Source organism: Geodermatophilus sp. SYSU D01045, assembly GCF_054050295.1.
In genome coordinates, this window is sequence record NZ_JBJGZB010000011.1 from 127,265 (window position 1) to 139,205 (window position 11,941).

The following is an 11,941-nucleotide window of genomic DNA, read 5'->3' on the forward strand; positions in this document are numbered from 1 at the left end:
GGGCTACGGTGCCTGTCCGTGGATCTCTTCGAGTACCAGGCGCGTGACCTGCTGGCCTCGCACGGCGTGCCCGTGCTGCCCGGCGGCGTGGCCGAGACACCCGACCAGGCCGAGGCGATCGCCCGCGAGATCGGGCAGACCGTCGTCGTCAAGGCGCAGGTCAAGACCGGCGGCCGTGGCAAGGCCGGCGGCGTCAAGCTGGCCGAGGACGCCGACGAGGCCAGGGCCCGCGCCCAGGACATCCTCGGGCTGGACATCAAGGGCCACATCACCCACCGCGTGATGGTGGCCCAGGCCAGCGACATCGCCGAGGAGTACTACTTCTCCTACCTGCTCGACCGCGCCAACCGCACCTTCCTGGCCATGGCCAGCGTCGAGGGCGGCATGGAGATCGAGCAGCTCGCCGTCGAGCGGCCCGAGGCCCTCGCCCGCGTCCCCGTCGACGCCACGACCGGCGTCGACGCGCAGAAGGCCGCCGAGATCGTCGACGCCGCCGGGTTCGCCCCCGAGGTGCGCGACCAGGTGATCGCCATCGCCGTCCAGCTGTGGGAGACCTTCGCCCAGGAGGACGCCACCCTCGTCGAGGTCAACCCGCTGGCCAAGGCGCCCGACGGCACCGTCCTCGCGCTCGACGCGAAGGTCACCCTCGACGAGAACGCCGCCTTCCGGCACCCGCAGCACGCCGAGCTCGCGGACTCCGCCTCGGCCGACCCGCTGGAGGCCGCGGCCAAGGAGAAGGACCTCAACTACGTCAAGCTCGACGGCGAGGTCGGGATCATCGGCAACGGCGCCGGGCTCGTGATGAGCACCCTCGACGTCGTCGCCTACGCCGGTGAGGAGTTCGGCGGGGTCAAGCCGGCCAACTTCCTCGACATCGGCGGTGGCGCCTCGGCCGAGGTCATGGCCAACGGGCTGCACATCATCCTGTCCGACCCGGCCGTGAAGAGCGTGTTCGTCAACGTCTTCGGCGGCATCACCGCCTGCGACGCCGTCGCCAACGGCATCGTGCACGCGCTGGGCATCCTCGGCGACGAGGCGACCAAGCCGCTGGTCGTCCGGCTCGACGGCAACAACGTCGAGGAGGGCCGGCGGATCCTCGCCGAGGCGAACCACCCGCTGGTGACCCTGGTGGACACGATGGACGGCGCCGCGCGCCGGGCCGCCGAGCTCGCCGCCTGAGGAAGGACCCCTCTCCTCCCCACCCCTCGCAGGCTCGGGGCGGGCCCCTGGACAGGGGCCGTTCCATCACTTCCAGACAGGACCTGAAGAGATGTCGATCTTCCTCAACGAGAACAGCAAGGTCATCGTCCAGGGCATGACCGGCTCGGAGGGGCGCAAGCACACCCAGCGCATGCTCGCCTCCGGCACCGCGATCGTCGGCGGCGTGAACCCGAAGAAGGCCGGCGAGCGCGTCGACTTCGAGGGCGCCAGCGTGCCGGTGTTCGGCAACGTGTCCGAGGCCATGAAGGAGACCGGCGCCGACGTCAGCGTCATCTTCGTGCCGCCGGCCGGCGCCAAGGGCGCGGTCATCGAGGCCGTCGACGCCCAGATCGGGCTCGCCGTCGTCATCACCGAGGGCATCCCGGTGCACGACTCGACCTACTTCTGGGCCCACGCCCAGGGCAGCGCCACCCGGATCATCGGCCCGAACTGCCCCGGCCTGATCAGCCCCGGGCGCTCCAACGCCGGCATCATCCCGGCCAACATCACCAAGCAGGGCAAGATCGGGCTGGTCAGCAAGTCCGGCACGCTGACCTACCAGATGATGTACGAGCTCCGGGACATCGGCTTCTCCACCTGCGTCGGCATCGGCGGCGACCCAGTCATCGGCACCACGCACATCGACTGCCTGCAGGCCTTCCAGGACGACCCGGAGACCGAGGCCATCGTCATGATCGGTGAGATCGGCGGCGACGCCGAGGAGCGCGCGGCCGACTTCATCACGGCCAACGTCACCAAGCCGGTCGTCGGCTACGTCGCCGGGTTCACCGCGCCCGAGGGCAAGACGATGGGCCACGCCGGCGCCATCGTGTCCGGCTCGGCCGGCACCGCGCAGGCCAAGAAGGAGGCCCTCGAGGCCGCCGGGGTCAGGGTCGGCAAGACGCCGTCGGAGACCGCCCGCCTCATGCGGGAGATCGTCGGCGCCTGAGCGCCGCCTCCGTGAACTGCCCCGGCCCCTCCCCAGGAGCCGGGGCAGTTCCGCTTCCCGGGGACGGGTTGCGGGGTGGTCACGATCTCGCCCCTCGTGGTGAGGGGCGAGCGTGGCGAGGTTGCAGCCCGTTCACGGCGGGGGAGAGCATCCGCGACGCCGTACCGATGTGACGAGGGAGAGTCGAACGATGACGTCCAGTCAGCCGCCTCAGCAGCCCGGGATGCCCGGGCAGCCGGGACCGGGCGGCCAGCCGGGGTACGGCCAGCAGGCCCCGTACGGGCAGCCGAGGTACGGCCAGCAGCCACCGCCCCCCTTCGCTCCGCCGGGGCAGCCGACCTACGGCCAGCAGGCCCCGTACGGGCAGCAGCCGCCCTACGGCCAGCAGCCCCACGGTGTACAGCAGCCCTACGGGCAGCCGTACGGCCAGCAGCCGCCTCCCGGCGCCCCGTCGCCGTACGGCCAGGCCCCGCGCCCGGCCGGTGCGGGCTTCGACCTCAAGCGCCTGAAGATGGCCGACTACGTCGTCGCCGCCGGTGCGCTGGTCTACCTGGTCCTCGCGCTGCTGCCGTGGGCGACGTTCTCCAGCAGCGACGACTTCGGCTTCGACGTCCCCGGGTTCGACGTCCCGGAGATCAGCTACAGCTTCTCCGGCTTCGAGGTCAGCGGCCTGGTGACCTTCAGCTTCGTGCTGCTGCTCCTGGCCGCCGTGTGGGCGCTGCTGCCGGCGTTCGTGCAGCTGGACCTGGGCTTCCCGCGCAGCTGGATCACCGTGGGCCTGGCCGGGCTGGCCGCGCTGCTCACCCTCGTCGCCTGGATCCAGACCTTCGACGCCGGCTTCTCGGTCTTCGCGCTGCTCGGTCTCCTGGTCACCGTCGCGGTCGCGGTGTTCGCGTTCCTGCGGCTGCTGCCGGAGATGCGCACCGAGCCGGCGCTGCCCGGCGCGTTCGCCGGTGCCGCGCAGTGGGCCAACCAGCAGGCGCCGGACTTCGGCGTCGGCCAGGGCGCCTCCGCCGGCCCGCCCGCGGCGCCGGGCCAGTACGGCGCCCCGGGCCCGTACGGCCAGCCCGCCCCGTACGGCGGCCGGCCGGCGCAGCCGTGGGGCCAGCCGGGGGCGCAGGTCCAGCCGGGCCACGGGCAGCCGTACACCCCGTCGCCGGCCACCGACCCCGGGCAGCACCCCTCCGGGCAGCACGGCGGCTCCTCCGCCTCGGGTCACGGCCAGCCCTGACCCGACTGCGCCCCGTCAGGGGCGCACCCGTCCCGACGAGGGCCGGCGGCACCTGCCGCCGGCCCTCGTCGGCGTTCCACCCCCGTCCCGGCGCGTGCGGCGGACAGACGGCGGGCACGCTTGCGAGAGTGGGGACGTGGTCTCCCTGCTGGCGCGCCTGCCCCTGCCGGGACAGCGCGGCCCCGGTGCCGGGCGGCCCTGGTACCCGGCCGCGCTGACCGCCGCCGCCACCGCCGCGGTCTCGCTGCTCGGGCTGCTCGGCCTGGGCCTCGCGGTCGTCGTCGTCGAGACCCTCGACCCGGCCGGCGGGCTGTCGGTCCCGAGCGCGGCCCGCGTCGGCGGCCGGCTGTGGCTGCTGGCCAACGGCGGCGGGCTCGACCTGCCGTCCGGGCCGCTGGTCCTCGCGCCGCTGCTGCTCACCCTCGCCGTCGCCTGGGGGCTGGACCGTGCCGGGCGGGGCGTGGTGCGCGTCACCGGACCCGCCGGTGCGCGCGCCGCCGCCGGCGTCGTGGCGACCGCGGTCGCGGTGCACGCGCTGCTGGCGGTCCTGCTCGGGCTCGCCGTCGACGGGCCCGGCGCCCGCACCGACCTGCTGCGCTGCGGCGTCGGCGCCGCCGTCCTCGCCGCGGTCGCCGTCGGCTGGGGCGTGCTGCGCGAGGGCGACCTGCTCGACGGCGTCCTCGACCGCCTGCCCGGGCCGGTGCGGCCGCTGCTGCCCGCCGTCCTCGCCGGGCTGCTCGCCGCGGGCGCGCTGGGCCTCGCCGTCGTCGCCGTCGCGCTGGCCTCGGACGCCGCCGGCTATGCCGCGGTCGCGGGTGCCCTCGGCGGCTCGGGCGCGGGCGCGGTGGGCACGCTGGCGCTCGGCGCGCTGCTGCTGCCCAACGCCGCCGCGGCCGCGCTCGGCGTGGCGGCCGGGCCCGGGTTCGCCGTCGGCGCCGGCACCGTCGTCTCGGTCCACGGCATCAGCCTCGGGCCGGTGCCGGCGTTCCCGCTGCTGGCCGCGCTGCCCGACACCCAGGCCGTGCCGCTGCTGGCGTTCGTCTCGCAGGCGGTCCCGGCGCTGGCCGGCCTGGTCACCGGCGTGGCGCTGGGCCGCCGCATGACCGACGACGACGGCGGCTCGGTGGTCGCCGGCCTGTGGGGCGTGCTGGCCGGCGCCGTCCTGGGGCTGGCCGTGGGCGTCCTCGCGGCGGTGGCCGGCGGCTCGCTGGGCGACGGCGCGCTCGCCGACGTCGGCGCGCCGCCGGTGACCACCGCGCTCGCCGTCGCGCTGCAGGCCGGCGTCGCCGCGGCGGTCGGGGCGGCCACCGCGCGCTGGCGGTCCCTCGGCTGAGGGCCCCGGCGCCGTCGATAGGGTCGCGGACGTGCCCGGCCCCGAGTCCTCCCCGCGGGCGCGGGTCGTCGTGCTGATCTCGGGCACCGGATCGCTGTGCGCCGCGCTGCTCGAGGCCGCCGACGACCCCGGCTACCCGGCCGAGGTGGTCGCCGTCGGCGCCGACCGCGACGCCGCCGGGCTGGAGCACGCCCGCCGCCGCGGCCTGCCGACCTTCGCCGTGGCGCTGCGCGACTTCCCCGACCGGGCCGCCTGGGACCGCGCGCTGGCCGCCGCGATCGCCGCGCACGAGCCCCACCTGGTGGTGTCCGCCGGGTTCATGAAGATCGTCGGCCCCGCCGTCCTGGCCCGCTACGAGGGCCGGCTGGTCAACACCCACCCCGCGCTGCTGCCGGCGTTCCCGGGCGCGCACGCCGTCCGCGACGCGCTGGCCGCCGGCGTGGACGTCACCGGCAGCACGGTGCACCTGGTCGACGCCGGCGTCGACACCGGCCCGGTGCTCGCCCAGCGCGAGGTGCCGGTGCTGCCGGGCGACGACGAGGACCGCCTGCACGAACGGATCAAGGCCGTGGAGCGGACGCTCCTGGTGGAGACGGTGGCGCGACTCGTCACCGGGACGACGGAGGAGAGCGCGCGATGACCGAGAGCCGGACCCCGGTGCGCCGTGCCCTGCTGGGCGTGTACCACAAGACCGGGATCGAGGAGCTCGCCCGCGGCCTGGCCGACGCCGGCGTGGAGCTGGTGAGCACCGGGGCCACCGCGCGGCGGATCGCCGACGCCGGGATCGCGGTCACCCCGGTCGAGCAGGTCACCGGCTTCCCCGAGTGCCTCGACGGGCGGGTCAAGACGCTGCACCCGGCGGTGCACGCCGGCATCCTCGCCGACCGGCGGAAGCCCGAGCACGTCGCGCAGCTCGAGGAGCTCGGCATCGCCGCCTTCGACCTCGTCGTCGTGAACCTCTACCCGTTCACCGAGACGGTGGCGTCGGGCGCGACGCCGGACGAGTGCGTCGAGCAGATCGACATCGGCGGCCCGGCGATGGTGCGTGCGGCCGCGAAGAACCACCCGTCGGTCGCCGTCGTCGTCGACCCCGCCCGGTACGGCGACGTCCTCGCCGCCGTGGCCGCCGGCGGGTTCACCCTCCCGGAGCGGCAGCTGCTGGCCGCGGCCGCCTTCCGGCACACCGCCACCTACGACATCGCCGTCGCCTCGTGGATGGGCAACGTGCTGGCCCCCGACGACGAGTCGGGCTTCCCGTCCTGGGTCGGGGCGTCCTGGGAGCGCGCCGACGTGCTGCGCTACGGCGAGAACCCGCACCAGCGGGCGGCGCTGTACCGCAGCGGCGAGCCGGGCGCCGGGACGGGGGGGATCGCGCACGCCGAGCAGTTGCACGGCAAGCAGATGTCCTACAACAACTACGTCGACACCGACGCCGCGTGGCGGGCCGCGCACGACCACCGCGATCCGTGCGTGGCGATCGTCAAGCACGCCAACCCGTGCGGGATCGCCGTCGGCCCGGACGTCGCCGCCGCCCACCGCAAGGCGCACGCCTGCGACCCGGTCTCGGCGTTCGGCGGCGTCATCGCGGCGAACCGCGAGGTCGACCTGGCGATGGCCGAGCAGGTGGCCGGCGTGTTCACCGAGGTCGTCGTCGCGCCGTCGTTCACCGCGGACGCCGTCGAGGTGCTGACGGCGAAGAAGAACATCCGGTTGCTGCGGCTGCCCGAGGCCGGCCGGCCCCCGGTCGAGCTGCGGCCGGTCGGCGGCGGGCTGCTGCTGCAGAGCGCCGACCGCATCGACGCCGCCGGCGACGACCCGACCACCTGGACGCTGGCCTGCGGGGAGCCGCTGGACGCCGCCGGCCTCGACGACCTCGTGTTCGCGTGGCGCTCGGTCCGCGCGGTGAAGAGCAACGCGATCCTGCTCGCCCACGACAGGGCGACCGTCGGCGTCGGCATGGGCCAGGTGAACCGGGTGGACTCGGCGCGGCTGGCGGTCACGCGGGCGGGGGAGCGGGCCGCGGGGTCGGTGGCCGCCTCCGACGCGTTCTTCCCCTTCGCCGACGGTCTGCAGGTGCTGCTCGACGCCGGGGTGCGCGCGGTGGTGCAGCCGGGCGGGTCGGTGCGGGACGAGGAGGTCGTCGCCGCGGCGCGCGCGGCCGGCGTCCCGCTGTACCTGACCGGCACCCGCCACTTCGCGCATTGAGGGGCCGCCCCCACGTCGGTCCGCCGGAACCGGGGGAGGAGCTCGAGGACGCCGACCTCGCCCGCGTCGACTGGTGGGGCGCCGAGCTCGAGAGCGTCACCTTCACCCGCTGCCGGTTCGACGACGCCGACCTCACCGAGCTGGTGACCCGCCGCTGCGTGTTCGACTCCTGCGTCCTCACCGGCGTGCGGATGAGCGGCTCGCGGCACCGCGGCAGCGCGTTCCTGTCCTGCCGGTTCGACCGCGCCCGGCTGATCGACGCCGTCTGGGAGGGCTGCAAGCTCACCGGCTCGCAGTTCCCCGGCGCCGTCGTCCGGCCGCTGACCAGCACCGACTCCGACTGGAGCTGGACGTCGCTGCGCGGCGTCGACCTGTCCGGCAGCGACCTGTCCGGTCAGCGGTTCCGCGAGGCCGACCTCACCGACGCCGACCTGCGCGAGTGCGACCTCACCGGCGCCGACCTCGGCCGCGCCCGCCTGCAGGGCGCCAGGCTGCGCGGCACCGACCTGCGCGGCGCGGCCACCGAGGCCTGGCCGTGGCGGGGCCTGGACCTCACCGGCGTCCGGGTCGACCTCGTGCAGGCGGTGCAGGTCGCCCGCGCCCACGGCGCCCTCGTCGAGGGCTGAGCCCGCGCACCTCCGCGGAGGTGCCCCGCGCACCTCCGTGGACGTGCACGGCCGGAGTCAGCGGTAGCGGGGGCCGGTGAGCATCGCCTTGAGCGCGCCGAGCAGGCCGAGGACGCCGACGGCGCAGGCGAACCAGAAGCCGATGCCGAAGGCCGACGGGTCCCAGTCCTCCGCGGCGAACGGCACGAGCACCGCGGCGATCGCCAGCGCGCTGACGAACAGCGCGAGGACGCCGAGGGTCCGGTGCGTCCGCGCGGGCAGCCACAGCAGGACGCCGAGCAGGAACAGCACGCCACCGCCCAGGACGACGGCGAGCGGCTGCCAGAAGCCGGAGTCCACCAGGGCGCCGAAGCCGCCGCCGGCCTCGTCGAAGCCGCGGCGGACGAGGCTCCAGCCGGTGTCGTCGCGCCGCGCCAGCCAGCGCAGCGGCAGGCTCACCGCGGCGGCGACGCCGGCCAGGATGAGGAGCAGCCCGCCGAGCGAGTCCGGCCCGCGCACCGGCACCGGCCGGGTGGAGTAGCTGGGCGTCGTGTACGGGTTCGGGCCCGCCTGGCCGTACGCGCCGGGGCCCACCGCGGAGGCGCCGGTCACGGGCGCCAGACCGGGCGTGGTCTGCTCCCGCCAGTCGGCGCCGAGCTGCTGGGTGGACGGGTCGCGCTCGGTCATCGGCTCTCCTCGATCGCGGGGGCTCCCCGCGAGGGTAGGGCCGCGCGGGTCGCCCCGGGGGCGCCTCCGGCACACTGTCGGGGTGCCCGCGACGATCCTCGACGGCAAGGCGACCGCAGCCACCATCCGGCAGGAGCTCACCGCCCGCGTCGCGGCCCTGACGGCGGCCGGTCACCGTCCGGGCCTGGGCACGGTGCTGGTCGGCGACGACCCGGGCAGCCGCTGGTACGTCAACGCCAAGCACTCCGACTGCGCGCAGGTCGGCATCGCCAGCATCCAGCGCGAGCTGCCGGCCACCGCCACGCTCGCCGACGTCCTCGCCGTCGTCGAGGAGCTCAACGCCGACCCCGCGTGCACCGGCTACATCGTCCAGCTGCCGCTGCCCCGCCAGGTCGACGAGTACGCCGTCCTCGAGGCGATGGACCCGGCCAAGGACGCCGACGGGCTGCACCCGGTCAACCTCGGCCGGCTGGTGCTGGGCGTCGACGGGCCGCTGCCGTGCACGCCGGTCGGCATCGTCGAGCTGCTGCGCCGGTACGACGTCCCGGTGGCCGGTGCGGAGGTCGTCGTCGTCGGGCGCGGGATCACCGTCGGCCGCCCGCTCGGGCTGCTGCTCACCCGGCGCACCGAGAACGCCACGGTGACCCTCTGCCACACCGGCACCCGGGACCTGGCCGCCCACCTGCGCGCCGCGGACGTCGTCGTCGCCGCCGCGGGCGTGCCCGGCCTGGTCACGGCCGACGTCGTCAAGCCGGGCGCCGCGGTGCTCGACGTCGGCGTCAGCCGGGTCGACGGGAAGATCGCCGGCGACGTCGCGAAGGACGTCGTCGAGGTGGCCGGGCACGTGGCGCCCAACCCCGGCGGGGTCGGGCCGATGACCCGGGCGATGCTGCTGCAGAACGTGGTGCTGGCCGCCGAGCGGGCCGCCGCGGACGAGGTGCTCACCGCCCGATGACGCGCCCGCCGCTCCACCTGCGCCGGCCGTTCCTGGCCGGGCTGCTGCGCCAGCTGCCGCTGTTCGCGGTGCTGGTCGTGGTCGCGGTGGGGCTCGGGATGGTGGCGCTGGAGCACTGGCGGCGCGGCCTGCTGGTGGTCGGGCTGGCGCTCGTGGGCGCGGCCGTGCTGCGGCTGGTCCTCCCCGTCCGCCGGGTCGGCTTCCTCGCCGTCCGCAGCCGGCCGGTCGACGTCGTCCTGATGGCCGGGACGGGGGTCGCGCTGTCGGCGCTGACCCTCGTCGTCCCGGGCAGTTGAGCGCGGCGGCCCGCGGGCGCGGCGACCGGGGTCCCGGGTCTAGGTTGACGCCCATGGCAGAGCAGCCCAGGAACGGCAAGGTCACCGTCGTCGGTGCCGGCTTCTACGGCTCCACCACCGCCCTCCGGCTCGCGGAGTACGACGTCTTCGAGACCGTCGTCCTCACCGACATCGTCGAGGGCAAGCCCGAGGGCCTGGCCCTCGACATCAACCAGTCACGCCCCATCGAGGGCTTCGAGACGCGGGTCGTCGGCGTCGGCGGGGGCTCGTACGAGGGCACCGAGGGGTCCGACGTCGTCGTGATCACCGCCGGCCTGCCGCGGAAGCCCGGCATGAGCCGGATGGACCTCATCGAGACCAACGCGAAGATCGTCCGCGAGGTGGCCGAGAACGTCGCGCGGACCTCGCCGGACGCCGTCGTCATCGTGGTGTCCAACCCGCTGGACGAGATGACCGCCCTGGCGCAGCTGGCCACCGGCTTCCCGAGGGAGCGGGTCATGGGCCAGGCCGGGATGCTCGACACCGCCCGGTTCACCAACAACGTCGCCGAGGAGCTGGGCGTCCCGGTGTCCTCGGTGCGCACCCTGACCCTCGGCTCGCACGGCGACACGATGGTGCCGGTGCCCTCGCGCTGCACCGTCGACGGCAAGCCGCTGGCCGACGTCCTGGCCGCGGACCGCATCGAGCACCTGGTGCAGCGCACCCGCAACGGCGGCGCCGAGGTGGTCGCGCTGCTGAAGACCGGGTCGGCGTACTACGCGCCGTCGGCTGCCGCGGCCCGCATGGCCCGCGCGGTCATCGAGGACTCGGGTGCCGTCATGCCGGTGTGCGCGTGGGTCGACGGCGAGTACGGCATCTCCGGTGTGTACCTCGGCGTCGAGGCCGAGATCGGGCGCCAGGGTGTGCGCCGGGTGGTCGAGGGGGACCTCACCGAGAGCGAGCTGGCCGGGCTGCGCGAGGCGGCCGAGGCCGTGCGCGCCAAGCAGGCCGACGTCGCGGAGCTGTAGAGCGACTGCACCGCGACCTGACCGACTCCCGGCCCGACGGGCCGGGGCTGCAGAGAGGGAATGTCTGACGTGAGCAAGATCAAGGTCGAGGGCACCGTCGTCGAACTCGACGGCGACGAGATGACCCGGATCATCTGGAAGTTCATCAAGGACCAGCTGATCCTGCCGTACCTCGACGTCAACCTGGAGTACTACGACCTGGGCATCGAGCACCGCGACGCCACCGACGACCAGGTCACCGTCGACTCCGCCAACGCGATCAAGAAGCACGGCGTGGGCGTCAAGTGCGCCACCATCACCCCGGACGAGGCGCGGGTCGAGGAGTTCGGCCTCAAGAAGATGTGGCGGTCCCCGAACGGGACGATCCGCAACATCCTCGGCGGCGTCATCTTCCGCGAGCCGATCGTCATCTCGAACGTGCCGCGGCTGGTGCCCGGCTGGACCAAGCCGATCGTCGTCGGCCGTCACGCCTTCGGTGACCAGTACCGCGCCACCGACTTCCGCTTCCCCGGCGAGGGGACGCTGACCGTCACCTTCACGCCGAAGGACGGCTCCGCGCCGATCGAGCACGAGGTCTTCCAGGCGCCCGGCGCCGGCGTGGCCCTGGCCATGTACAACCTCGACGAGTCGATCCGCGACTTCGCGCGGGCCTCGATGAGCTACGGCCTGCAGCGCGGCTACCCGGTCTACCTCTCCACCAAGAACACGATCCTCAAGGCCTACGACGGCCGGTTCAAGGACCTGTTCCAGGAGGTCTTCGAGGCCGAGTTCAAGGACCAGTTCGAGCAGGCCGGCATCACCTACGAGCACCGGCTCATCGACGACATGGTCGCCGCGTCCCTCAAGTGGGAGGGCGGTTACGTCTGGGCGTGCAAGAACTACGACGGCGACGTGCAGTCCGACACCGTCGCCCAGGGCTTCGGCTCGCTGGGCCTCATGACCTCGGTGCTCATGAGCCCCGACGGCCGCACCGTCGAGGCCGAGGCCGCGCACGGCACGGTCACCCGTCACTTCCGCGCCCACCAGCGCGGGGAGCAGACCTCGACCAACCCGATCGCGTCGATCTTCGCCTGGACCCGGGGCCTCGCCCACCGCGGCAAGCTCGACGGCACCCCCGAGGTCACCCGGTTCGCCGAGACCCTGGAGAAGGTCTGCATCGACACCGTCGAGGGCGGCCAGATGACCAAGGACCTCGCGCTGCTGATCAGCAAGGAGCAGCCGTGGCTGAACACCCAGGACTTCCTGGCGGCCATCGACGGCAACCTGCAGAAGGCCATGGCCTGACGTAGTCGCTCCGGCGTCGCCCGCTGAGGCGACGAGAACACGCCAGTGGCCCCCTCGGCACGTCCGAGGGGGCCACTGGCGTGTTCTCGGCCTGTGGACAGCCGGTCCGCGGGTCCCGGGACCGGCAGGGTCGGCTCGTGCCCACCCCGCCCTCGCGTCCGCCCCATCTGCGAGGGCGTGTGTTCCGTG

Annotated in this window: 12 protein-coding genes; 11 read left to right on the plus strand and 1 reads right to left on the minus strand. The window is 74.6% G+C overall.

What is annotated here, in order from left to right:
• Nucleotides 1-18 precede the first annotated feature (18 nt).
• From sucC to ACI798_RS11220, 7 genes are all read left to right on the plus strand, one after another.
• Complete coding sequence (gene sucC / locus ACI798_RS11190; RefSeq protein WP_456940011.1) at nucleotides 19-1,179, plus strand: ADP-forming succinate--CoA ligase subunit beta; 1,161 nt, start codon at nucleotides 19-21, stop codon at nucleotides 1,177-1,179.
• Nucleotides 1,180-1,270: 91 nt separating this feature from the next.
• Nucleotides 1,271-2,149: a succinate--CoA ligase subunit alpha gene (gene sucD, locus ACI798_RS11195; protein ID WP_457047938.1), complete on the plus strand. Its 879-nt coding sequence runs from the start codon at nucleotides 1,271-1,273 to the stop codon at nucleotides 2,147-2,149.
• 190 nt (nucleotides 2,150-2,339) lie between these two features.
• Nucleotides 2,340-3,380 carry a hypothetical protein gene (locus tag ACI798_RS11200; protein WP_457047939.1) on the plus strand — a complete coding sequence of 347 codons (1,041 nt, stop codon included), beginning with the start codon at nucleotides 2,340-2,342 and terminating at the stop codon, nucleotides 3,378-3,380.
• Between the two features lie 136 nt (nucleotides 3,381-3,516).
• The gene (locus ACI798_RS11205; RefSeq protein ID WP_457047940.1) at nucleotides 3,517-4,713 is read left to right on the plus strand and encodes a cell division protein PerM; all 1,197 of its coding nucleotides are present in this window, start codon (nucleotides 3,517-3,519) and stop codon (nucleotides 4,711-4,713) included.
• A gap of 31 nt (nucleotides 4,714-4,744) precedes the next feature.
• Nucleotides 4,745-5,353, plus strand: coding sequence for a phosphoribosylglycinamide formyltransferase (gene purN, locus ACI798_RS11210; RefSeq protein ID WP_456940007.1), 609 nt, complete (start codon nucleotides 4,745-4,747; stop codon nucleotides 5,351-5,353).
• Nucleotides 5,350-6,918, plus strand: coding sequence for a bifunctional phosphoribosylaminoimidazolecarboxamide formyltransferase/IMP cyclohydrolase (purH, locus tag ACI798_RS11215; protein ID WP_457047941.1), 1,569 nt, complete (start codon nucleotides 5,350-5,352; stop codon nucleotides 6,916-6,918). The genes purN and purH overlap by 4 nt, the downstream gene beginning before the upstream one ends.
• The gene (locus tag ACI798_RS11220; RefSeq protein ID WP_457047942.1) at nucleotides 6,915-7,544 is read left to right on the plus strand and encodes a pentapeptide repeat-containing protein; all 630 of its coding nucleotides are present in this window, start codon (nucleotides 6,915-6,917) and stop codon (nucleotides 7,542-7,544) included. The genes purH and ACI798_RS11220 overlap by 4 nt, the downstream gene beginning before the upstream one ends.
• A gap of 57 nt (nucleotides 7,545-7,601) precedes the next feature.
• Here ACI798_RS11220 and ACI798_RS11225 read toward each other — a convergent pair whose 3' ends face one another.
• The gene (locus ACI798_RS11225) at nucleotides 7,602-8,210 is read right to left on the minus strand and encodes a hypothetical protein (protein WP_457047943.1); all 609 of its coding nucleotides are present in this window, start codon (nucleotides 8,208-8,210) and stop codon (nucleotides 7,602-7,604) included.
• Nucleotides 8,211-8,292: 82 nt separating this feature from the next.
• Between ACI798_RS11225 and ACI798_RS11230 the strand changes: the two genes are divergently transcribed.
• Genes ACI798_RS11230 through ACI798_RS11245 form a run of 4 tightly spaced genes read left to right on the plus strand, consistent with a single transcriptional unit; the run spans nucleotide 8,293 to nucleotide 11,752 of the window.
• Complete coding sequence (locus tag ACI798_RS11230) at nucleotides 8,293-9,165, plus strand: bifunctional methylenetetrahydrofolate dehydrogenase/methenyltetrahydrofolate cyclohydrolase (protein ID WP_456940003.1); 873 nt, start codon at nucleotides 8,293-8,295, stop codon at nucleotides 9,163-9,165.
• On the plus strand, nucleotides 9,162-9,461 hold the full coding sequence (locus ACI798_RS11235; RefSeq protein ID WP_456940002.1) for a DUF3017 domain-containing protein: 300 nt from the start codon (nucleotides 9,162-9,164) through the stop codon (nucleotides 9,459-9,461). Before ACI798_RS11230 ends, ACI798_RS11235 begins: the two co-directional genes overlap by 4 nt.
• Before the next feature lie 53 nt (nucleotides 9,462-9,514).
• Nucleotides 9,515-10,468 carry a malate dehydrogenase gene (gene mdh / locus ACI798_RS11240; protein WP_456940001.1) on the plus strand — a complete coding sequence of 318 codons (954 nt, stop codon included), beginning with the start codon at nucleotides 9,515-9,517 and terminating at the stop codon, nucleotides 10,466-10,468.
• Nucleotides 10,469-10,528: 60 nt separating this feature from the next.
• Nucleotides 10,529-11,752, plus strand: coding sequence for an NADP-dependent isocitrate dehydrogenase (locus ACI798_RS11245; protein WP_457047944.1), 1,224 nt, complete (start codon nucleotides 10,529-10,531; stop codon nucleotides 11,750-11,752).
• Nucleotides 11,753-11,941: the final 189 nt, after the last annotated feature.